The following is a 22489-nucleotide window of genomic DNA, read 5'->3' as shown; positions in this document are numbered from 1 at the left end:
CAAAGGTTAAGCCGGGTCCAAGCTAGGGCCCGGCTTACTTCGTTCAGGTGCTGTATTTTTGTAAATAATGCTGAACCCAGCCGACCGCTCCGAACGCGCGGCGGCGGCCATATCCCCAGTGGCCGACGTCATTTCCAACCAGTTCCTCAGGTTTTGGGCGGCCGTTGAAGATCACGATTCGCGAACGCTGAGGGATTCTCTGGTACCGCCTGAAAATCAGTCCAAAGGGCCAGTAGGGGATCAGGTGATGAATCCCAATGCACCAACCCTTGGGATAACACTTGCGGTCATACGCCAGGGCCGAGATGTAGTTCTGGTCGTTATCATACTGAACCAGATCCGGGGCTCCGTTGAAGTCCTCATACAGGTGAAACTGTTCCGACGGGACAAACCCAACAATCGACGAATTGCCCCGCGTGACCTTGTTCATGGCGGCGGGCATCCGATCCCAGACCGCCGCCGGGATCGTACGCCAGACGAACCCGCGGAACTTGGGCATCAGAAACAACCCGCCCTGGTTCCGGACAACGTCCACTAAGGGCTGAAGGTCGCCCGTTACAATCAGGTCCAGATCAAGGAACAGGACGGCGTCATAGCCTCCGACAATCTCGTGATCGAACATCTGCAACTTAGGCCACCGCCCGTTTTGCCAGGCGGGCCAATCCGGTTGAAGAAAGTTGAGAGAGCGGCAAATTACGCCGGGATCGAGACCGTCTTCGTTGTCGGTGATGCAAATGAAATCGTGATCTATGCCCAGGTTATCACGCACGGCGCGGTACAGCGTGTTGACGTATTCGACGCCAAATGCGGTGCCCCATTTCATACAGAGGATGCAGATCTTGGATGAATTTACGGTGCCGTCTGTCATCCCGGGCTCCTTGTGCGGCCTTTCAGGGCATAAGGGCAGGGAAGTCATCCATGCGCCCCTTTTTAAGCTTCCTTGAAGTAGAAGTTGGGGCGCTAATATGACCGGCACGTAACCGAAATATTACGGATTTGTAATTGTTTTTAGGCAAAAGAAGCTGTGCCCTTGAATGGTGTGCGCAACTTCTTAGCTAAGTGTCAGAGGACGACCTCCCCACAATGGGTGATCATTCGGGACGACCCGAACCTGATTGAGGTGTTCTGATGTCTTGGATTTTTCTGTTATTCGCGGGCTTGCTTGAAATCGTGTGGGCCGTTGCCATGAAGCAATCGGCCGGTTTTACACGGTTGTGGCCAACGGCCATCATGGGGGTGTCCATGATTGGTTCATTCGGTTTGCTGGCGCTTGCAATGCGCACGCTGCCGCTTGGAACGGCTTACGTGATTTGGACCGGTATCGGCGCGGTTGGTGCGTTTTTGGTCGGCGCGATGTTTCTGGGAGAAGCGCTGACACCGTTGAGAATTGGTGCCGCTATCCTGATCGTATCAGGGCTTGTTGCGATGAAGCTGGCTTGAATTCAGAACGGGCCGGAAGCCAAAAAAACTGGCGCCGGCCCGCATTATTGCCTAATTGCCCGGTTTTTATCGTTTTCGGAATAGACGAGACAAGCCGCGCTTTTGTTTTGGTTCATCGTCCTTCTGAGGAGCAGTCGCGGCAACCTGTACCTGTTTGAGGATCGAAGGCTTTTTGCTACGGGGCGCGTAGTTGTGCCACTTCTCGATAGTGAAGCCACCTTTGAAAAGATCAGTCAGCGCAGGAGGGGCGTATTTCGGGTTTACAAATACCAGGTCGACTTGCGCCAGGAAGCCGTCATAGTAGCAAAAGTCGATGATATCGAGCAGTTCAAAGCCAGCATCTTTGGCCATTTGCATTCGATCGAAAAGGCGGTCACGCGTGGCCTCGATGATCAGAATTGAGCAGCTTTCTAGTGCTTCCTGCGCGCCTTCGAGTATCATTTCTTCGGCACCGTCGACATCGATTTTCAACAGGAACGGGGATGCCGGCGCCTGATTGGCAACAAAGGTATCCAGTTTAAGCGTTGGAACTGTGCGCAGCGTTTCTTTAGGTAGTTCGCCTTCGGCGAATCTTGCATGCGTGACTTCGTGGCCGTCCAAAACGGTGGATACCGTCAGTTCCGCAGTCCCGTCAGTGTTGGAAACCGCGACCTTGTTCAGATCAAAATCAATACCCGACTTGTTATATACCTCTTCGATAGACTCGAAGTGTTCTTCAATCGGCTCAAACAAATAGTGCTTTTTCTCAGGAAAGGCGCGCATCAATTCATGAGTTCCAAAGTGAATGCCAACATCCAATACGCATTCAATAGGGAACCCGGTATCGCCAAGTTGCTTGAGGATCGAGGTCTTGCTCGGGTTGCGCTGATTGCTTTCCATAATGTTCCTTAGATCGGCAAGTGTGGGTGTTTCTTCATGAGTGCCCGGACGTAGACCAGTTGGATTTTGTCCAGTGTATTTTTCCACGCGCGAGTGTTTGTTGAAAGGGCGCGCTAATTCAACCTCTTCTTTTCCATCCGGGTGAATTCAGTAATAAAACGCTCAGGCGGTCTCCAGCGCTGAGACGATGCTGGAAAAATCTTCAGCCTTTAGGCTGGCACCGCCGACCAATGCACCATCCACATTAGACACCCCGAAAATGTCGGTCGCGTTGGAAGGTTTGACTGAGCCGCCATATAGCAGACGCACCGAGCGGCCGACGCCTTCACCGAAACGCCGCTCCAGGCGGGCACGGATAAAGTCGTGCACCTCTCCGATTTCGTTCAGCGTGGGAACCTTGCCGGTGCCGATGGCCCAGATCGGTTCGTAAGCGACGATCAAATTCTCACCGGTCGACTGGTCAGGGATCGAACCCGACATCTGGCCACCGATGATGTCCAGTGTATTGGCCGCCTCGCGCTGTTCCAGGCTTTCACCTACGCAGATAATCGCCTTCAGCCCGGCATCCATGGCAGCGCGGGCCTTAGAGCGAACGTCTTCGTTCTGTTCGCCGTGATCCTCGCGCCGTTCGGAGTGGCCCAGAATGACCGCGTTCGCACCGGCGTCGACCAGCATCTCTGCACTGATATCGCCGGTATGCGCGCCCGACGTCGCTGCATGGCAATCCTGCCCTCCGACATTGATTCCCGTGTCACGTACGGTCTCAGCCGCGCGGTGCAGCAAGGTGGCAGGAGGGCAGATCAGAACGTCTACGCCCGGAGAGGGAAATGCGCGGGCCAGAGCCTCCAATTCGTTCAACGCTGCTGTGGTTCCGTTCATTTTCCAATTGCCAGCCGCCAGCTTACGCCGCATGTCCCAATCTCCCTTAAGTATCAGTGTTCTTCAGACCGGATAGCACCGCCAGTCCGGCCTGACAATTCCGGTTGCAGAACAGACCGCAAAACGGCAGTTTCCGCGCGCAGAATGGAGCAGACCTATGATCGACAATCTTGATCTTACCAAGCTGGACCAACGTGACCCTGCCGAACTTGGCAAGTTACTGCGCGCGGTGGGTGAGGTAGGTTTTTTGACCGTCTCGAACACTGGGTTGAACGGTGAGCGTGTGCGTCACGTTCTGGACCTGTATCGAGCGTTCTTTCACCTGCCTGAGGCCCAGAAAAAACGGGTGGACATGGCTTTGACCGGGGCCAATCGGGGCTGGGGCGCGTCGCGGTCCGAGCAAGTTGACCCTGAGGCAAATCCCGATTTCAAAGAGGTGTTCGACTGCGGCTATGAATTGCCTGCGAACAGCCCGTATTCCGCAGCAGATCTGGGTGTGTATGCGCCAAACCGGTGGCCGGATCATCCGCCTGCGTTCAAGGATACGATCCAGGCTTACTACACAGACGCCTGCGCGGTGGCGATGCGGGTTCTGCGCGCAATTGCGGTGGCGCTGGGGCGCGCCGAGAACAGCTTTGACAACGCGTTTGATACACCGATGGCCCTGCTGCGGGGCAATTATTACCCGCAACGCCCGGACTGGGCCGGAGATCGCGACTTTGGCATTGGCGCGCATACGGATTACGGCTGCCTGACTTTGCTGGCGACCGACGGCACTTCGGGGCTTGAGGTGCGGATGCCCGACCAAACTTGGGCAAAGGTCGAAGCTGCGCCCGGGATCTTCATCATCAATTTCGGTGAGATGTTGGAGTTCTGGACAGCAGGGCAGGTCAAGGCCACTTTGCACCGCGTGGTTGGCAGCGCGGACGAGCGATTGTCTGTACCACTGTTTTTCAATCCGTCTTACGATGCCGATGTTGCACCACCAAATTCAGGCCAGAGTATTCGCGCCGGCGAGCATCTGACCCGCCGGTTCAATGAGACCTACGTCCACCTTCAGGCATCTTAGGATTAGGGCGTCAGCCCTTCGTCGAACTTGATCGACTCGCCGCAGCCGCAGGCATCAACAACGTTCGGATTGCGAAATTTGAAACCGGATTCCAACAGCGAGACTTCATAATCGATCTCGGTCCCAAACAGGAACATCTGTGCCATCGGTGCAATTATGACCCGAGCGCCGTCCTGTTCGACTACCTCGTCGTTGGGATCGGCCTGATCAACGTAGTCCATGGTATATTCCATGCCAGCGCAGCCGCCTTTCTTGACGCCAATGCGCAGACCCGCGTGACCACCTGATTTCATCAGGCGGACAATCTGCTCTGCCGCTTTGGGCGTCATGGTCACGGCCTGTTTGCCGGGAATGCCGAACATTGTGATCTCCGTTATCGCGCGTAGCATTTAATTTAGTGCCGACAGGGCAATGGCTCAAGACATAGCAGCGCTGCTTACCTAAGTTTTCTTCCGCACGGGCAATGATGCTTGCCTTTTGAAATCAGGTGAACTTAGCTGAGCGCACGGGTTTTCAGACAGGTTGAGATAAGGTGAGAAAAGATGAAATCGTATAAATTTGTGCATAAAAACATAGTTTTGGCGTTAATTCTTGCGGCAGCAGCAGGTGTTGCTTGGGCCGATACCGAGCAAAAAGTACATCCGGTCAATTGCGCCACAGCCGAAGGCGATTTGCGTGCGATCGCGGCCGAGAAAAAGCACGCGCAGGATCAGCAGGTTGAAAGTGTTGCGGCCCTGACGCCAGCGGGTGCCTTGTTGGGGTTGGTTACGGGCACCGAAAACAAAAGATTGTCCATGTTGTCCGGCGATTACGTCAAAGCATTGGATCAAAGAGCTGCCGAGATCAAATCTAAGTGCGGCGTCCAGTAATCCCTTAATATAATGAGAAAAGACCGCTCTCGGGCAAGAGCGGTCTCTTATTCAGGTCGTCCGGCCGGGGACTATGGGGGACGTGTAATTCAACCCGGCGCGTGTCGTGCACTCGATGGGATGCAAGTGCAAGCACGCCGGGACTATTCGCAGACTAGGTAACGGTTTTCAGACAGGATGATGACAGAAAAATAAATCTTTTGCGACAAAGACTTATTTCGACTAGCTTACATGAAGCCAAGCTCCAGGCGCGCTTCGTCCGACATCATTTCCATACCCCAGGGCGGCTCCCATGTCAGTTCGACGTCAACTTCTTTGACGCCCGCAACGGGTTCGATTGCTTCGACGATCCAGCCGGGCATCTCGCCGGCCACCGGGCAACCGGGCGCTGTCAGGGTCATGATCACTTTCACCGCGTTTTCCTGCGTGATGTCGATCGTGTAGATCAATCCCAGATCGTAGATATTCACCGGGATTTCAGGGTCAAAGACCGTACGGCAGGCTTCTACCACGGCGTCATAAAGGGGATGCTCAATGGACGAAGGCGCAATCAGGGGTGTGCCTTCCAGATGTTCACTCGGATGAGTCATTCGTGCCTCGGGTCTGGTTCCTGAGCAATTATATAGGGAAAGCCTGTGGCAGCGTCCAGAGGTGCAATGACGCCCCCAAGGGGGCGCCAGCAGGTCCTAGTCGTTGATGTCGTGCCGGAAGGTTTTCACCTGACCATGGGGCAGGGAGTATACGCGTCGCAGCACAAGCCATGCGATCAGGGACAATGCTGCGAAGATCAGCAGCAAAACGGGCAGCGAGGGAGCCATCCCCGGAATAATCAGCAGCAATCCCGTGATGGCCGCACCGATGGCAAAGCCCAGAAAGATAAATCCGGGCAGAACCGTCTCGAGGATCCCAAGCGCCAGCGCAGCGGCCAGCCAGATCCACCAGGTCAACCAGAAGGGATCAGCCATTACTTTCCACCTCTCAGCATCTTGAAGGCATCACCGAAGGCCTCTAACGCGTTAGCGGGCACAACAATGGTTTGCGAGCCGTTTCCTTTACCCAGCGCATTCAGCGACTCAACCTGCTTCAGGGCAACCTGATACTGCGCGGCTTCGATGCCATTGTCCTGAATGGCCTTGGCAACCACGCCGGTTGCATACGCCTCCGCTTCGGCCTGAATGCGGCGGGCTTTTGCGGTTTGCTCGGCGGCATACAGTTCGGCGTCAGCGTTCAACTCGACGGCGCGTTTCTGGCCCTCGGCCTCGGTCACCTGTGCGCGGCGGGCGCGTTCAGCGTTCAGCTGCTGCAACATCGCGTCGCGAGTCGCTTGATCCAGATTTACGTCCAGAATCTCGGCACGGGTCACTTCGATCCCCCAGTCATCCACAGCGGTTTCGACGCTTTCTTGGATGCGGGTGATCAATTGCGCGCGGTTCGATTGGACCTCATCCAGATCCATTTTACCGATTTCCGCCCGAACGATACCAGCAACAGTTGTTGCAATCGCACCGTCTACGTCACGAATACGATACACTGTCTTTTCAGGTTCGAGAATGCGGTAAAACACCGAGGTGTCGATCTGCACCAGCACGTTGTCCTTGGTGATCGCGTCCTGTGTCGCATTGGGCAACTGGCGTTCAAGAATGGATATCTTGTGCCGTGCAACATCAAGAAAAGGAACAATAAAGTTGATTCCGGGGCCAAGCACCGAGTGCAAGCGTCCGAACCGTTCGACCACGTATTTCTCGGATTGGGGAACGATTTTGATGCCTTTGAATGTCACAACGATGAGCAACACTGCTGCCAACACGTAAATGATGTTTGACGTCAACAATCCAAAGATCTGGTCTTCATTCATGCCTATCATTTCTGTCCTCTTTTATTGTGTACTATAGTATACATGTGGGGATTGAGTCGCCCGATTTCAACTCTGGTATGGGGTGTATGGGCGTGGATGCAAATCTCTGAAGTTGTCGATGCGGGCCGGAAAAATTGGATTGTGACCGCTTTGCATCCCAAGGTGTTTGCGGTATCGGGCAGGGATGAAATTGATCATCGATACAGACCCCGGCATCGACGATGCCATGGCGATTGCCTATGCCGCTGCAGCACCCGAAATTGATCTGATTGGGCTGACAACAGTCTTTGGCAACACCCATGTGCATCAATCCAGCCGCAATGCGCGGTTTTTGCTGAATAAACTCGGTCTGGACGCGCCGGTGGCCGAGGGGGCTCCGTACGCGTTGGGCCAGAGTGATCATGCACCTTCTGAGCACGTGCATGGCCCGGAAGGGTTTGGGGATATTACTGAAATCCCCGACATCGGCTCAAACCACGACGTGTCGGCGGCCGAATTTCTGGTTGATTCCGCGCGCCGCCATAAGGGTGATCTGGTCGTCTGTGCGGTTGGTCCATTGACCAATATCGCCCTGGCCATGAAGTTGGACCCTGAATTTGCGCGAAATATCGGGCGCTTGGTTGTCATGGGTGGCGCGGTCTATTGTCCCGGCAATGTGAACCCCCATGCTGAAGCCAACATCTATCACGACGCCAGGGCGGCAGATATCGTCTTTGCCATGCCACCAGAGACTGTATTGGTGGGGCTGGATGTGACGTTGAAAACCCTCTACGAAACAGCCGACTTCGAAGCGCTCGCCAGGCGGTCCAAGGATATGGGTGGGTTTCTTCGCGATATCTCCAAGTTCTATCTGAATTTCTACAAAGAGGTCGGCGGGCTCGAAGGGTGCGGGTTGCACGATTCAACCGCGGTGATCGCCTGCACGCACGAACCGATGTTCAAGACGGTCGAAACAGGGCTGAGAGTGGTGACTGAAGGGCCAGAGATCGGCGCCACGCGCCCCGATCCGTCGCGCCCTGCGGTCCGCGTGTGCCGGGATGTCGACGGGGCAGGGGTCGTACATCTGTTTACCGAGCGCGTGGCATCACTGCCCTGACGGGTTGCAATGGCTGGGCAGATCGGGCACATCCCACCCGGTTCAGCGACCCCGAGGCACCCCTATGACCGAGCGTTTTTCCTTTGACCTTAAGGCCACCGACGGCAAGGCCAGAACCGGCGTGATCAACACGCCGCGCGGAGAGGTGCGGACGCCTGCGTTTATGCCCGTGGGTACCGCAGCGACAGTTAAGGCGATGATGCCGGAAAGCGTGCGCGCGACCGGAGCGGATATCCTGCTGGGCAACACCTATCATCTGATGTTGCGTCCCACAGCAGAGCGGATCGACCGGCTGGGTGGGCTGCACAAGTTCATGAATTGGGATCGTCCGATCCTGACGGATTCGGGCGGGTTTCAGGTCATGTCGCTGGCCGGGTTGCGCAAGCTGACTGAAAAGGGCGTGACGTTCAAATCCCACGTCGATGGGTCCAAGCATGAATTGACACCTGAGCGGTCGATGGAGATTCAACGCCTGTTGGGGTCCGACATTGTAATGTGTTTCGACGAATGCCCGGCTTTGCCAGCGGATCGGGATCGCATCGCCGAGTCGATGCGCCTGTCGATGCGTTGGGCTGAGCGGTCTCGGGAAGCGTTCGGAGATCGCCCGGGCCACGCGCTATTTGGAATCATGCAGGGCGGTTTGGAACCGGACCTGCGGGAGGAAAGCGCTGAGGCGCTCAAGCAGATCGGGTTCGAAGGTTATGCCGTTGGCGGTCTGGCCGTGGGCGAAGGGCAGGAGGCCATGTTCGACTGCCTCGACTACGCCCCCGATTTCCTGCCGGTCGACAGGCCGCGTTATCTGATGGGTGTTGGCAAACCCGACGATATCGTGGGCGCTGTTGCGCGGGGTATCGACATGATGGATTGCGTGCTGCCCTCACGTTCGGGCCGCACAGGGCAGGTGTTCACTCGGCATGGGGTCGTAAACATCAAAAATGCCCGGCACGCCGATGATCCGCGCCCGCTGGACGAGCAGTGCACATGCCCTGCCTGTTCGAATTATTCCCGTGCCTATCTGCACCATGTATTCCGCTCGAACGAGATGATCTCGGGCATGCTGCTGACTTGGCACAACCTGCATTACTTTCAGGAAATCATGCAGGGAATGCGTGACGCCATTGCTGATGGTACTTTCGAGGCATGGCAGGCAGAGTTCCATGCGCAGCGAGCGCAGGGTGATATTGAACCCCTCTGACAAGTGGACCCTTGGTGACAAAACGCGGATGTCTTGTTAGTCTGGCTTTAGATTATTCAAGTCAGTTTCAGGTTTTGTATTGGGGGTTCTAATGCCTCGTTTTATGCTTCTCGCAGCCTTTTTCGGTTTCTTGGCGTCAGTCTCGCAAGCGGATGTCTGGACGTTTGAAACTCCGTCCGAAAACATCCAGTGCTCGGTTGGTGAAGGGGTAAACGGATCCGACATTTACTGCACGATTATTGAACGTCGCGGCGAGCCAGCCTTGCCGCGCCCTGCGGGCTGTCAATCGGACTGGGGGCACGATTTTTTCATGCTGAACAAAGGATCCGTTGAAATGCTGTGCCAACCGCTCAACCGACATCGCGACGGGTTCAGCAGGGCCGAATATGGCGTGACCGGAGAATTCGGTGGGTTCACATGCCATTCCTCGAAAAAGGGTCTGGAGTGCAAAAATCAGGATGGTCACGGCTTTTTCCTGTCCCGCGCGTTCCAAAGGGTGTTCTAGCGCGCGCTTTTTCAACCCTTGGGGCGTGTTTTGTTAAATTCAGTGGATATGTACACCGGACGCCTTGCAGTCCGGAAAACCTCGGGTCATTCTGAAATGCGATACATGGCGATAAGGTTGAAAAAGGGCGATGAGGCCCCACCTTTATCGTCCAAGACAGGAGATGGCCGAGCGTTGCCTTATTCAGGGACCGGAGCCATCTTGCCAACGATAAGGATTGAGCATGCAAGAGCCTCTGAATTCCTCATACCCCGTACTTCCGCTGCGCGATATCGTGGTGTTCCCACACATGATCGTGCCGCTGTTCGTGGGTCGGGAAAAATCCGTCCGCGCATTGGAAGAAGTGATGCAGGACGACAAGCAGATTCTGCTGTCCAGCCAGATTGACCCCGGTGATGATGATCCGGCCATTGACGGTATTTACCGCTCGGGCGTTCTGGCCAATGTTCTGCAATTACTGAAGCTGCCCGACGGCACCGTAAAGGTGCTGGTCGAAGGACAGGCGCGTGTGCAGATCACCGAATTTCTTGAAAACGAAGAGTTTTTCGAAGCCCGGGCTGAGTATCTGACCGAAATCCCGGGCGATGTTACCACGACCGAAGCGCTGCTGCGCACTGTCGCGGATGAGTTCGAGCGCTATGCCAAAGTCCGCAAGAACATCCCCGAAGAAGCTCTGACAGCCGTCGGTGAAACCACCGAGCCTGCTAAGTTGGCCGACCTTGTGTCAGGCCATCTGGGCATTGAGGTAGAGCAAAAGCAGGAACTGCTGGAAACGCTCTCAGTCAGCGAGCGGCTTGAGAAGGTCTATGGCCTGATGCAGGGCGAAATGTCCGTTCTGCAGGTCGAGAAAAAGATCAAAACCCGCGTCAAATCCCAGATGGAGAAGACGCAGCGCGAGTATTATCTGAATGAGCAGATGAAGGCCATTCAGAAGGAACTTGGCGATGGTGAGGACGGCTCGAACGAAGTCGCCGAGCTGGAAGCCAAGATCAATGAGACCAAGCTGTCGAAAGAAGCGCGTGAAAAGGCAGAAGGTGAGCTGAAGAAGCTGCGCAACATGAGCCCGATGTCGGCTGAAGCCACTGTTGTGCGCAACTATCTGGACTGGATCCTGTCGCTGCCGTGGGGCACCAAATCCCGCGTCAAAAAGGATCTGGGCCGGGCGCAGGAAATTCTGGATGACGATCACTATGGCCTTGAGAAGGTCAAGGAACGGATCGTTGAATACCTTGCGGTTCAGCAGCGTTCGAAAAAGCTGAAAGGCCCGATCCTGTGCCTTGTTGGCCCTCCGGGTGTGGGTAAAACCTCGCTGGGTAAGTCAGTTGCCAAAGCCACGGGTCGCGAGTTCATTCGCATCTCGTTGGGTGGCGTGCGCGACGAATCCGAAATCAGGGGCCACCGTCGAACTTATATCGGGTCGATGCCCGGCAAGATCATTCAGGCGCTGAAAAAGGCGAAAACCACGAACCCCCTCATCCTGCTCGACGAGATCGACAAGATGGGGCAGGACTTCCGTGGTGACCCGGCCTCGGCGATGCTGGAAGTGTTGGACCCGGAACAGAACAGCACGTTCATGGACCACTACCTTGAGGTCGAATATGACCTGTCCAACGTGATGTTCCTGACAACGTCGAACAGCTACAACATGCCTGGCCCTCTGCTGGACCGGATGGAGATCATCCCGCTGGCCGGTTACACCGAAGAGGAAAAGAGCGAGATCGCCAAGCAGCATCTGATCAGCAAGCAGGTCAAAAACCATGGTCTCAAGGCCAAGGAATTTGAACTGACCGATGAGGCGCTGCAGAAGATGATCCGCACGTACACACGCGAAGCGGGCGTGCGGAACCTCGAACGTGAAATCGCCAAGGTGGCGCGGAAGTCGCTGACCAAGATCATCAAGAAAGAGGCGGAAGAGGTCACTGTTACGCCCGACAATCTCGATGAGTTCCTGGGCGTGCCGAAATACCGTTATGGTCTGGCCGAACAGGACGACCAGGTCGGTGTTGTCACCGGTCTGGCCTGGACATCTGTTGGCGGCGACCTGTTGCATATCGAGGCGCTGAAACTGCCCGGTAAGGGCCGGATGAAGACGACCGGTAAGCTGGGCGATGTGATGAAGGAATCCATCGACGCGGCCTCGTCTTATGTACGGTCAATTTCGCCTCAGATCGGGGTGAAGCCGCCGAAATTCGATACGCTGGATATCCACGTCCACGTACCGGATGGGGCGACGCCCAAGGATGGCCCGTCGGCCGGTCTGGCTATGGTGACCTCGATCGTGTCGGTGCTGACCGGAATTCCGGTGCGCAAGGATATCGCGATGACCGGTGAGGTTTCTCTGCGCGGCAACGCGATGCCGATTGGCGGTTTGAAAGAGAAACTGCTGGCGGCCCTGCGTGGTGGCATCAAGACGGTTCTGATCCCGGAAGAAAACGAAAAGGATCTGGCCGAGATTCCGGACAACGTGAAAGAAGGGTTGGAGATCATCCCGGTCACGCATGTCTCGGAAGTGTTGAAACACGCGCTGATCAGCGAGCCCGAACCGATTGAGTGGGATGAAGCGGCGGAAGAGGCCGCGGCAGCAGCGGCCAAGGCGGCCGAAGATGCCGGGCGATCCGCTACAGCACACTAAACAGCACAAAGGCGGGGGAGACCCCGCCTTTTTCGTTTCTCATTGGTCGCTTGTTTAGCGCGTGGTGAGAGAGAAAACCCCGCCTTCAAAAGATACCAAGCGGACTTGCGAATTTCACTCGTGACGAACGGATACATCACGCGCCGCTGAGATGGCTTACCGTCACCCTCGCAGGTGATCCAGTAGACAAATTGCACCTCACTTTTCCGGGTCATCGTCTCGCGCTCTGGTAAGAACAGTTCGATTTCCGGGTTGGTAAAAAAGTTTTTTTTTATTCCGAGTGTAAGTCGCGGATTGCCCCTCGTAATTGCAACTGTAGAACACGCCCTCGGCACGCCCACGATAGGAGGTCTGATTCTGGCTAATAGCGCTCTGCACGTCGACGAACCACGCGTCGCCTGTGAAGCCGGTGACCTACCATCGTGCATCTATGAAATCGGCATAGGCCGGGTTAGACATGAGCGCACCTGTTGCGGCGCTAGTGATCATCGAAGTTGTTTTCGTAGCGATTACTGATACCAAAAAAACCAAAGAAAAATCACTACATTGGTTTTCATCCCGGGGCACTCCAAGAAAAGGTCGCGCTACCTGGTGCCAAATCAGATCACTTCACCACAGAAATTGCGTGAAGTGTCTGCGGCATGCGCCTTCCTTGAATTGCCTCTGTCAAAAGGCATCTGCAACTAAGAAAACCTGATATCTGCAACGCGAAAATCGGAGAGAGAATGGTGGGTGATAAGAGATTTGAACTCCTGACATCTTCGATGTGAACGAAGCGCTCTACCACTGAGCTAATCACCCGTGAACACGCCTAATAAAGAGAGTTCTGCTGGCTTGCAAGAGCGCCAAACGCGCGATTTTTAGGAATTGTTAGCACAAAAAAAACAGGCAGCAGAAACCTGCTGCCTGTTGCCTTGAAGATTGTTCTTACAGGATGAAATCGTCTGCCGTCAGATCATGCAAGCCGACGAGTTTGATCATCATCTCGGGCTCTTCGTCGCCGTCCGTGTCCACATAGACGAAGGTTCTGTCATACAGAGATCCTTCAAGGTCACTGTGAACGTAGTAGATTTCGCCCTGATCCGAAGTTGTGGCGGGCGTCTGACCGTTGAAGACAAAAGCGTCGTCGCCGTCCAGAACAGTGCTGGCGTCGATGGCGCTAAGGTCGATCTTGTCCTCTCCGCGTGTGAAGTCACGGATCAGATCGGCGTTCTGACGGATGGCCGAGCCATCGTCTGTCGAGTTGAAGACGAAGGTGTCATTGTCGGCACCACCGGTCATGTCGTCGCGCCCGATGCCGCCGACTATGATGTCATTACCTTTGCCACCGTAAAGCGTATCCCAGCCACGACCACCGATTACGGTGTCACTGCCAGCGCCGCCCCTCAGAACGTCGTCTTTGATTCCACCGTCCAGAACGTCGTCGCCGGCATTGCCCACCAGATAGTTGATCAGTTCGTCGCCGGTGATCACGTCGCTCTGACCCGAACCGATGACGTGTCCGATGTTCAGGATGGTGTCAAAGCCATAGCCGGTGTTCTGCACACCGGAATTGGACAGGTTCAGGGTGACACCATTGGAGCCCGAATACTGCAACCAGTCCCAGCCCTGACCACCGTTGATCGTGTCGTTGCCGTCGTCGTCCTTGTTTACAAACCAGTCGTTGCCATTGTCGCCCGCCAAGGTGTCATTGCCTTTGCCGCCGGTAATCGTGTCATTGCCCGCGCCGCCGAAAATCCAGTCGTTGCCAGCAGCGGCGGAAAGGGTGTCATTGCCAACGCCACCGCCGAGGTAGTTGTTGAATTCGTTGCCAACCAACCAGTCATTTCCGTAACCGCCGAACGCGTTTTCGATGACCACCGTATTGGCAATGGTGAACCCGCCAGCAATGCCAGTTGCGGATGAGATTTGACCGCCCGCGTCGCTGCCTTCAAGGTCGGCATCGTTGAGGTTGATGTACACATCGCGCCAGACACCAACAGCGGAAATCGAGTCGTTTCCTCCGGTGTCCCAGATGGCCTGCCAAAACGTGCCAGCGCCATTTACGCCTTTGATCTGGTAAATGTTGTTACCGGTTGCGTGTGCGACCGTGCCATAGATGGCCTGCAAAGCGGCGATGTCCAGAGCCATCGGTCCCGCTGCCTGACCATAGGTGTAGTCCGTGACAGGAACATTTGATGCATAGCCCGAGTTATAAGACATGATCGTGTAGACGGCCTGGTTTTGACCATCGGTGCCATAGTCGCCGAACGGTTCAGTCACACCGTCGAAAATGGTCGAGCTTCCACCTTCGTCATGCGGGTGAGCCAGGCCGAGACCGTGCAGAATTTCATGCACGATGGTTGCAAACCCTTCACCGCCCATAGCCAGCGCTTCCTGACTGAACAGAGGAGTGTTGTAGGCGAACAGTCCGAACAGTGTTGGGATGTTAAAGCCTTGCTCAAAGAGGCCGTCGTCGCCGGGGACCTGATGAAAGCCCAAGCTTCCGTCGATGGTATCTGAATGCACAACACCCCAAGAGATATTCTCGTAATAGGGCGTTCCCTGAGGCGCGAGGAAGCCAACTTCGACAAAATCAATCGGGATGAAGGTCTCGATGATGGCCAGGGCTTGGCGGAAGGCCTGCTTTTCGTATTCGTACATGTTCACGAAACCATCTACGGAACTATCCGCGAAGGAGTACGTGATGATGCCGGGGGGACTACCGATCGGCGAGGCTAAGTTCCAAGACGATCCCCAAATAATTCCGTCTACATATTCATGCCCGGTTGGGCTGGCGCCTGGCGAATATATAATTGCTTCTGACATTTTCCTACTTCCATCTTTCACACCACAACCAGAGGGCAGCCAAAATGCGCTGTCCTAAACTGTGGTAGCCTTCTTTTTGACCCCTTGAAATCGGAGCCTGTTTTTTCCTCGGATACTTTCACTTCGAAACTTGCAGGTGCAAGTCGATAGTCCGAAATTATTGGGTTTCGGTTCGTTGTGTCGTCTCTTGCACACGCAATGTGGCTGAAAAATGGCGACCGGACAGGGCGCTCAGGGTGACGTTGCGAGCGAGAGTGGTTCTATTGGTCATTATGTCCAAATTATTGGAAATCATACATCTTATACGTGTATTCTGCTGACTCGGTCAGCGGCGAATCTCTAGAATTTTGGCAGAGTGTTTTCCCGAGGGGATACCTGCACTCAATCCGAACAATTCCGGATATCCGATCAGCGCGTGAAGAGCCCGCTTGGCAAGGGATGGGTTCCTGTGGAAGTGAACAATTTTTGCGATCTGAAAAAAAACTTCAAAACGCCGCTTGACGATGTCGGGGCGTGGCCATAATACACCCCAACGTTCAGCAACGAACGGGCAGCGGGCGGTTGTAGCTCAGTTGGTTAGAGTACCGGCCTGTCACGCCGGGGGTCGCGGGTTCGAGCCCCGTCAACCGCGCCATCGCTGCCATCCTTGGTCCAGGACAAAGGCCATGAAATAGATGCGCGGTTGTAGCTCAGTTGGTTAGAGTACCGGCCTGTCACGCCGGGGGTCGCGGGTTCGAGCCCCGTCAACCGCGCCATTTCCCTTCCGATATCGATGAAAATATACCCCCTTCGCAGGGGCACGCATCGGATCTGGGTTTCGATGTCAGGAGATGTCGGCAATAATCTGTTAGTTCACACTTTGTTCTAACTTTTCTGTTGGAGACTCGGTGTGGCTCGCCTATTTCTAAGACACTTGTGTGTTGGGGGCCAAAATGGCTGAGCTGAAGAATATCGAGGTGCGCGGTGCGCGCGAACATAACCTCAAGGGAATCGACGTGGATATCCCGCGCGATCAGTTGGTTGTGATCACCGGGCTGTCTGGCTCGGGTAAGTCTTCGTTGGCCTTCGATACGATTTATGCCGAGGGGCAGCGCCGCTATGTCGAAAGCCTGTCGGCTTATGCGCGTCAGTTCCTCGACATGATGGAAAAGCCTGATGTGGATCACATCAGCGGCTTGTCTCCGGCGATTTCAATCGAACAGAAAACCACATCGAAAAATCCGCGCTCGACCGTCGGTACGGTTACTGAGATTTATGACTATCTGCGTCTGCTCTTTGCCCGTGCAGGAACACCCTATAGCCCTGCCACCGGCCAGCCGATTGAGGCGCAGCAGGTGCAAGACATGGTCGACCGCATTATGACGATGGAGGAGGGCACGCGGGGTTACCTTCTGGCGCCGATCGTGCGCGACCGGAAGGGCGAGTATAAGAAAGAGTTTCTTGAGCTGCGCAAACAGGGCTTTCAGCGTGTGAAAGTGGATGGCGAGTTTTATGAACTCGACGAGCCGCCGACGTTGGACAAAAAGTTCCGCCACGATATCGATGTTGTGGTTGATCGTCTGGTCGTACGCGAAGGGATGGAAACGCGTTTGGCCGACAGCCTGCGGACTGCTTTGGATTTGGCAGACGGCATCGCGGTTCTGGAGACCGCGCCGCGCGAAGGTGATCCCGAGCGCATAACCTTCAGCGAAAATTTTGCCTGTCCGGTCAGTGGCTTCACCATCCCTGAAATTGAGCCCCGGTTGTTTTCCTTCAACGCACCGTTCGGGGCGTGCCCGGATTGCGATGGTCTGGGGGTCGAGCTGTTCTTTGACGAACGGCTTGTGGTGCCGGATCAGACGCTGAAACTCTACGATGGTGCCTTGGCCCCGTGGCGAAAAGGCAAGTCACCATATTTCCTACAAACGATTGAGGCCATCGCGCGCCACTACGAGTTTGACAAGAACACGCCTTGGAAAGACCTGCCCGCGAAGGTTCAACAAGTCTTCCTGCGTGGGTCGGGCGATGAGGAAATCCAGTTCCGCTACGATGAAGGTGGGCGGGTGTATCAGGTCACCCGCAGCTTTGAGGGCGTGATTCCAAATATGGAACGGCGCTATCGCGAGACCGACAGCGCGTGGATTCGGGAAGAGTTCGAGCGGTACCAGAACAATCGCCCTTGTGGCTCTTGCGAAGGCTACCGTTTGCGTCCCGAAGCTCTGGCCGTGAAGATCGCCGGCCTGCATGTGGGCCAGGTGGTTCAGATGTCGATCAAAGAGGCTCTTGCTTGGGTGGAAGACGCACCAAACCATCTAAGCGTTCAGAAGAACGAGATTGCGCGGGCGATCTTGAAAGAAATTCGCGAGCGGCTGGGCTTCCTGAATAATGTGGGTTTGGAATACCTTACACTGTCTCGTTCAAGTGGCACTTTGTCAGGCGGTGAAAGCCAGCGGATTCGTTTGGCCAGCCAGATCGGCTCGGGCCTGACCGGTGTTCTGTATGTGCTGGACGAACCTTCGATCGGTCTGCACCAGCGAGACAATGACCGCCTTCTGGGCACGCTCAAGAACCTGCGCGATCAGGGCAATACCGTGATCGTCGTCGAGCACGACGAGGAAGCCATTCGTGAAGCGGACTATGTCTTCGATATCGGCCCCGGTGCTGGTGTACATGGCGGGCAGGTGGTCAGCGAGGGCACGCCCGAGCAGATTGCATCCGATGCGGCCTCGATGACTGGTCAGTATCTGTCGGGTACGCGCGAGATCACGGTTCCGTCGAAACGGCGCAAGGGGAACAAGAAAAAGGTCTCGGTGGTCAAGGCGACCGGGAACAACCTCAAGAACGTCACCGCTGACTTCCCGCTGGGTAAGTTCGTTTGTGTGACCGGCGTTTCAGGTGGCGGTAAGTCTACCCTGACAATTGAAACGTTGTTCAAGACCGCCTCGATGCGTCTAAACGGTGCGCGACAGACGCCAGCGCCCTGTGAAACGATCAAAGGGTTAGAGCATCTGGACAAGGTCATCGACATTGACCAGCGCCCAATCGGGCGGACTCCGCGTTCGAATCCAGCGACTTACACTGGTGCTTTCACCCCAATCCGCGACTGGTTTGCGGGTTTGCCTGAGGCCAAGGCTCGCGGTTACAAACCCGGGCGGTTCAGCTTTAACGTCAAAGGTGGACGGTGCGAGGCCTGTCAGGGTGACGGTGTCATCAAGATCGAGATGCACTTCTTGCCTGACGTCTACGTCACCTGTGAAACCTGCAAGGGTGCGCGCTACAACCGCGAGACACTGGAGATCAAATTCAAGGGTAAGTCCATCGCGGATGTCCTTGATATGACAGTGGAAGACGCGCAGGAGTTCTTTAAGGCTGTTCCGTCGATCCGTGATAAGATGGACGCTTTGGCACGGGTTGGGTTGGGCTATATTAAGGTCGGCCAACAGGCGACCACGCTTTCCGGTGGTGAGGCGCAGCGTGTAAAACTGTCCAAGGAACTGTCCAAACGCTCAACCGGGCGAACGCTGTATATTCTGGATGAGCCGACTACAGGTCTGCATTTTGAAGATGTGCGTAAGCTGTTGGAAGTGCTGCACGAATTGGTCGATCAGGGAAACACCGTTGTTGTGATTGAGCACAATCTGGACGTCGTGAAAACTGCGGACCATATCATCGATATTGGACCCGAAGGCGGCGATGGCGGGGGTGAGATCGTGGCAACAGGAACGCCTGAGGATGTGGCAGCAATCGAACGCAGTCATACCGGCCGATATCTGAAACAAATGCTGGATGGTCAAAAAGTAGCGGCTGAATGAGGCTTGCACAGAAGATAGCGCTCATCACAGGTTTGGCGGTCTTCGGCACCTATTCGCACGCCGGTGTGTGCGCGTTGTCACAGATTAATTGCGAGTGCAGTGCTTTGTTTTCCGTCATCGAAACCGATGATCCTGAGTTTAACCTGAGGCTTCGTGAGATGGCGAAAACCCTTCGGGTAAATGCGTATCCGGGGAACGGCGTACAGCCCGTGGACGCATACATTGATCATTTGATTGGTCAATGGCGCGATACCAACATCGATCATGATGGTTCGGTCAAACTGGCCAAAGCACTGGCCAGGTGTGACCGATTTCTGTCGGGCGACGTCAAGCCGCCCAAAATCATGGTCACACCATAGGGCTTTAATTCTACTGTCGCCCGCGTTTTTCGAACCGTGGCAGCATGGCTGAGAAATCCATACCCAGACCGCCCTCAGACTCGACAAATTTCTCGTACAGCGTGGTTGCGGCCTGACCCATCGGAGTGTCTGCATCTGCGCTTTCTGCAGCCTGTTGGCTGAGCCGAAGATCCTTGAGCATCAATTCGGCTGCAAAACCGGGCTGATACTCGTTATCCGCCGGGCTGGTCGGGCCAACGCCGGGAGCAGGGCAATAGGCATTCATTGTCCAGCTATAGCCCGAAGATGTGCTGACCACGTCGAACATCTTTTGCCGGTCCAACCCAAGTTTGTCTGCCAGAGCAAAGGCCTCGCAGGTGGCGATCATGGTAACGCCGAGGATCATGTTGTTGCAGATTTTTGCGGCCTGACCAGCGCCGGATTCACCGCAATGCACCGCTTTTTGGCCCATGATGTCGAACAGCGGGGCAGCCTTGGCAAAAGCATCGTCGCTGCCACCAGCCATAAACGTCAACGTCCCTGCTGCAGCGCCGCCGATCCCACCGGAAACTGGGGCATCTACCGCAAGGACTCCAACCTCCTTCGCCTGATCTGCCACCGCGCGGGCGCTGTCGACATCGACGGTCGAACAATCGATCCACACAGACCCCGGCTGCATCACGGGGATGATCTCATCCGCCACTGCGCGCAGAATCTGACCGTTCGGAAGCATCGTGATGACAATTTCGGCACTGGCTGCGGCTTCGGCACCTGATCCGGCCATGGTAACGCCCGCGACATCGACGTCGGCCATGTCAAAACCCGTAACGTCATGTCCGGCCTTGGCCAGATTGGCGGCCATTGGGCTGCCCATATTACCCAGGCCGATAAATCCGATTTTCATCTCTTATGTCTCCTCAAAAGTCAGCATGTCTTTGCCCAACGGTTGCAGCATCTTGGACACGGCAACTGCGGGCACGGCCTGATTGGCGAACTGCCACTGCGGGTTACGGTCCTTGTCGATGATCTGGGCGCGGATGCCTTCCAAAAAATCGCCATGCTGCATCGCGCGGAAGGTGTAGCGGTATTCCAATTCCAGCGCCTTGCGCTGTGTCAGGCTGGGCGTGCGCAACCGGTGCAGCATTTCTACTGTGCACGCCATAGACAGAGGAGAATTGCGATCCATAAGTTTGCGCGCCTCGGTTGCCAGCGCGTGATCCTCATGGCTAAGGGCATTCAGGATGTCTGGTAGGCTCTCTCCGTCAAAAAGCCCATCAATCACGTCCTGTTGACCTGCAAGGTCGCTTGCTGGGAGCCCAACCTCGTGTTTCTGAAGCATCTCGAAGTCACCCGAGGCTTCGAGGATTTCAATCAGGTCAGACCATTCCGCAAGCGGGATGTAGTGATCAGCAAATCCGGCAAAGATGGCGTCTGCGGGTCCCATACGATGGCCTGTGGTACCAAGATATTCTCCCAGCCGACCGGGGGCCAGTGCCAGCATCAAAGTGCTGCCAACGTCCGGCACCAGTCCAATCGAGCATTCCGGCAGCGCAATCTGAGAGCTTTCGCCAACGATGCGGTGACTGCCGTGGCAGCCAATGCCGACGCCACCACCCATAGTGAAGCCTTGCAGGAAACTGACGATCGGTTTGGGGTACTCAAAGATCAGCGCGTTCAACCGGTATTCATCGCGCCAGAATTTTCGACCGAAGTCGTATTCACCTTTGATGCCACTCGCATAGAGGTCGGCAATGTCTCCGCCAGCGCAAAAGGCCTTTTCGCCCTCGGCGTCCAGAATGACCAGGTCCACGGCATCATCTTCGCGCCAGTTTCGCAGCGCCGTGTCAATCGCCATGCACATGTCATAGGTCAGCGCGTTTAGTGCCTTGGGGCGAGTCAGGGTAATGCGCCCGGCGCGGCCAGTGATGCGGATGTCGATGTCAGGCATGGGCCCCTCAGCGGTCTGCAAGCATTTGTCGGGCGACAATGACCCGCATGATTTCGTTCGTGCCTTCAAGAATCTGATGCACGCGTAGATCGCGGACCAGTTTCTCGATTCCATAGTCCGCCAGATATCCGTAGCCACCATGCAATTGCAGACATTGGTCCACAACCTTTGACCCGGTCTCGGTCACGAATTTTTTGGCCATGGCACAGAATTTGGTTGCATCTGGCGCGCCCTGATCCAACTTCCATGCGGCCTGCCGAAGAAAGGTGCGGGCGGCTTGAATTTCGATCTCCATATCGGCTAGCCGGAATTGCAGGGCCTGAAACTGATCGATGGATTGGCCAAAGGCTTTGCGTTCAGACATGTATTGCAAGGTCATATTCAGTCCGGTTTGCGCAGCACCAAGCGAGCAAGAGGCAATGTTCAACCGCCCGCCATCCAGACCCATCATCGCGTATTTGAAGCCGTCGCCTTCAGTGCCAACAAGGTTGCCTGCCGGGATTTTGCAGTCGTCGAACTGCACTTGCGCGGTGGGTTGGCTTTTCCAGCCCATCTTTTGTTCCAGCGCGCCAAAACTGAGGCCGGGCGTGCCGTCCTCGACATAGACCGTCGAAATCCCCTTGGGTCCATCCTGACCGGTGCGCACCATGCAGACATAGGCGTCGGAATAACCTCCACCCGAGATAAAGGCCTTGGTGCCGTTCAAAGTGTAGCCTTCATTGGTGCGGTCGGCGCGGGTTTTCAGGGCAGCAGCGTCCGAGCCTGATCCGGGTTCGGTCAGGCAATAGCTGAGGACGGTGTTCAGGGTCAGCACATCGGGCATGATGCGCGATTTCAGGTCGTCGCTGGCGAAGCTGTCCAGCATCTTGGCGCACATGTTGTGGATGGAAAGGAACGCCGCGACCGAGGGGCAGGCCATTGAAAGCGCCTCAAACACCATCGTGGCGTCCAGACGGGTCAGGCCCGAACCGCCGCTGTCTTCCGAAACATAAAGCCCGCCGAACCCCAACTCTCCGATCTGGGGCCAAAGGTTTTTGGGTATGGTTCCGTCTGCTTCCCATTGGCGGGCATAGGGTGCGATGTTGTCCTGCCCAAAATCATAGGCCATATCGAAGATCGCGGTCTGCTCTTCTGTCAGTGCAAAATCCAAGGCTTGCCTCCCACGCTGCCGAATGAATTGAACGA

General features: G+C 55.6%; 20 protein-coding genes and 3 tRNA genes. 11 read left to right on the top strand and 12 right to left on the bottom strand.

The annotated features are described in order from the left end of the window. Window positions 1-43: 43 nt before the first annotated feature. Window positions 44-868: a glycosyltransferase family protein gene (locus tag ACXAGD_RS08535; protein WP_475209652.1), complete on the bottom strand. Its 825-nt coding sequence runs from the start codon at window positions 866-868 to the stop codon at window positions 44-46. A 260-nt stretch (window positions 869-1128) separates the two neighbouring features. Here ACXAGD_RS08535 and ACXAGD_RS08530 point away from each other — a divergent pair, with 260 nt between their 5' ends. Then, entirely contained in the window at window positions 1129-1440 is a 312-nt protein-coding gene (locus tag ACXAGD_RS08530) for a DMT family transporter (protein WP_475209651.1), read from the top strand. 66 nt (window positions 1441-1506) lie between these two features. On the opposite strand, the gene ACXAGD_RS08525 is transcribed toward ACXAGD_RS08530, so the two are convergent. Both ACXAGD_RS08525 and tpiA read right to left on the bottom strand, forming a co-directional pair. Next, window positions 1507-2406 (bottom strand): FkbM family methyltransferase, encoded by a 900-nt coding sequence (locus ACXAGD_RS08525; RefSeq protein ID WP_475209650.1) that lies wholly within the window; start codon window positions 2404-2406, stop codon window positions 1507-1509. 75 nt (window positions 2407-2481) lie between these two features. Further along, window positions 2482-3231, bottom strand: coding sequence for a triose-phosphate isomerase (gene tpiA, locus ACXAGD_RS08520; RefSeq protein WP_475209648.1), 750 nt, complete (start codon window positions 3229-3231; stop codon window positions 2482-2484). Window positions 3232-3355: 124 nt separating this feature from the next. Here tpiA and ACXAGD_RS08515 point away from each other — a divergent pair, with 124 nt between their 5' ends. Then, complete coding sequence (locus tag ACXAGD_RS08515; RefSeq protein ID WP_475209647.1) at window positions 3356-4267, top strand: isopenicillin N synthase family dioxygenase; 912 nt, start codon at window positions 3356-3358, stop codon at window positions 4265-4267. Window positions 4268-4269: 2 nt separating this feature from the next. On the opposite strand, the gene ACXAGD_RS08510 is transcribed toward ACXAGD_RS08515, so the two are convergent. Beyond that, on the bottom strand, window positions 4270-4629 hold the full coding sequence (locus ACXAGD_RS08510; protein WP_475209644.1) for a HesB/IscA family protein: 360 nt from the start codon (window positions 4627-4629) through the stop codon (window positions 4270-4272). Window positions 4630-4809: 180 nt separating this feature from the next. Here ACXAGD_RS08510 and ACXAGD_RS08505 point away from each other — a divergent pair, with 180 nt between their 5' ends. Next, window positions 4810-5136: a hypothetical protein gene (locus tag ACXAGD_RS08505; protein WP_475209641.1), complete on the top strand. Its 327-nt coding sequence runs from the start codon at window positions 4810-4812 to the stop codon at window positions 5134-5136. Between the two features lie 227 nt (window positions 5137-5363). Here ACXAGD_RS08505 and ACXAGD_RS08500 read toward each other — a convergent pair whose 3' ends face one another. From ACXAGD_RS08500 to ACXAGD_RS08490, 3 genes are all read right to left on the bottom strand, one after another. Continuing rightward, on the bottom strand, window positions 5364-5726 hold the full coding sequence (locus ACXAGD_RS08500; RefSeq protein WP_475209640.1) for an SUF system Fe-S cluster assembly protein: 363 nt from the start codon (window positions 5724-5726) through the stop codon (window positions 5364-5366). 96 nt (window positions 5727-5822) lie between these two features. Beyond that, window positions 5823-6101: an NfeD family protein gene (locus tag ACXAGD_RS08495; RefSeq protein ID WP_475209637.1), complete on the bottom strand. Its 279-nt coding sequence runs from the start codon at window positions 6099-6101 to the stop codon at window positions 5823-5825. Next, complete coding sequence (locus ACXAGD_RS08490) at window positions 6101-6991, bottom strand: SPFH domain-containing protein (protein WP_475209635.1); 891 nt, start codon at window positions 6989-6991, stop codon at window positions 6101-6103. The genes ACXAGD_RS08495 and ACXAGD_RS08490 overlap by 1 nt, the downstream gene beginning before the upstream one ends. A gap of 184 nt (window positions 6992-7175) precedes the next feature. Between ACXAGD_RS08490 and ACXAGD_RS08485 the strand changes: the two genes are divergently transcribed. From ACXAGD_RS08485 to lon, 4 genes are all read left to right on the top strand, one after another. Beyond that, window positions 7176-8087: a nucleoside hydrolase gene (locus ACXAGD_RS08485; RefSeq protein WP_475209632.1), complete on the top strand. Its 912-nt coding sequence runs from the start codon at window positions 7176-7178 to the stop codon at window positions 8085-8087. A 64-nt stretch (window positions 8088-8151) separates the two neighbouring features. After that, window positions 8152-9282 (top strand): tRNA guanosine(34) transglycosylase Tgt, encoded by a 1131-nt coding sequence (tgt, locus tag ACXAGD_RS08480; protein ID WP_475209630.1) that lies wholly within the window; start codon window positions 8152-8154, stop codon window positions 9280-9282. Between the two features lie 91 nt (window positions 9283-9373). After that, complete coding sequence (locus tag ACXAGD_RS08475) at window positions 9374-9787, top strand: DUF6636 domain-containing protein (RefSeq protein WP_475209628.1); 414 nt, start codon at window positions 9374-9376, stop codon at window positions 9785-9787. 223 nt (window positions 9788-10010) lie between these two features. Further along, the gene (gene lon, locus ACXAGD_RS08470) at window positions 10011-12419 is read left to right on the top strand and encodes an endopeptidase La (protein WP_475209626.1); all 2409 of its coding nucleotides are present in this window, start codon (window positions 10011-10013) and stop codon (window positions 12417-12419) included. A gap of 726 nt (window positions 12420-13145) precedes the next feature. Here the strand turns inward: lon and ACXAGD_RS08465 are convergent. Further along, window positions 13146-13220 (bottom strand) — tRNA-Val (locus ACXAGD_RS08465). A gap of 126 nt (window positions 13221-13346) precedes the next feature. After that, a complete protein-coding gene (locus tag ACXAGD_RS08460; protein WP_475209624.1) occupies window positions 13347-15227 on the bottom strand; it encodes a M10 family metallopeptidase C-terminal domain-containing protein in 1881 nt (626 codons plus the stop codon). A gap of 557 nt (window positions 15228-15784) precedes the next feature. On the opposite strand from ACXAGD_RS08460, the gene ACXAGD_RS08455 reads away from it, so the two are divergent. The 4 genes from ACXAGD_RS08455 to ACXAGD_RS08440 all read left to right on the top strand — a co-directional run bounded on the left by ACXAGD_RS08455 (window position 15785) and on the right by ACXAGD_RS08440 (window position 19377). Continuing rightward, a tRNA-Asp gene (locus ACXAGD_RS08455) sits at window positions 15785-15861 on the top strand. A gap of 44 nt (window positions 15862-15905) precedes the next feature. Further along, a tRNA-Asp gene (locus ACXAGD_RS08450) sits at window positions 15906-15982 on the top strand. A gap of 177 nt (window positions 15983-16159) precedes the next feature. Then, on the top strand, window positions 16160-19018 hold the full coding sequence (gene uvrA / locus ACXAGD_RS08445; protein ID WP_475209622.1) for an excinuclease ABC subunit UvrA: 2859 nt from the start codon (window positions 16160-16162) through the stop codon (window positions 19016-19018). Beyond that, window positions 19015-19377 (top strand): hypothetical protein, encoded by a 363-nt coding sequence (locus ACXAGD_RS08440; RefSeq protein ID WP_475209620.1) that lies wholly within the window; start codon window positions 19015-19017, stop codon window positions 19375-19377. Before uvrA ends, ACXAGD_RS08440 begins: the two co-directional genes overlap by 4 nt. Window positions 19378-19387: 10 nt before the next feature. Here the strand turns inward: ACXAGD_RS08440 and mmsB are convergent, their stop codons facing one another. From mmsB to ACXAGD_RS08425, 3 genes are read right to left on the bottom strand one after another with little or no spacing between them, the layout of a single operon-like run. Continuing rightward, on the bottom strand, window positions 19388-20260 hold the full coding sequence (gene mmsB / locus ACXAGD_RS08435) for a 3-hydroxyisobutyrate dehydrogenase (RefSeq protein WP_475209618.1): 873 nt from the start codon (window positions 20258-20260) through the stop codon (window positions 19388-19390). A gap of 3 nt (window positions 20261-20263) precedes the next feature. After that, the gene (locus ACXAGD_RS08430) at window positions 20264-21304 is read right to left on the bottom strand and encodes an enoyl-CoA hydratase/isomerase family protein (protein ID WP_475209616.1); all 1041 of its coding nucleotides are present in this window, start codon (window positions 21302-21304) and stop codon (window positions 20264-20266) included. Window positions 21305-21311: 7 nt separating this feature from the next. Further along, window positions 21312-22454: an acyl-CoA dehydrogenase family protein gene (locus ACXAGD_RS08425; protein ID WP_475209613.1), complete on the bottom strand. Its 1143-nt coding sequence runs from the start codon at window positions 22452-22454 to the stop codon at window positions 21312-21314. Window positions 22455-22489: the final 35 nt, after the last annotated feature.

This window comes from Ruegeria sp. ABF4_144, from assembly GCF_056160045.1.
The sequence above is the reverse complement of the archived record's forward strand: the minus strand, read 5'-3'. Positions and strand labels throughout refer to the sequence as shown.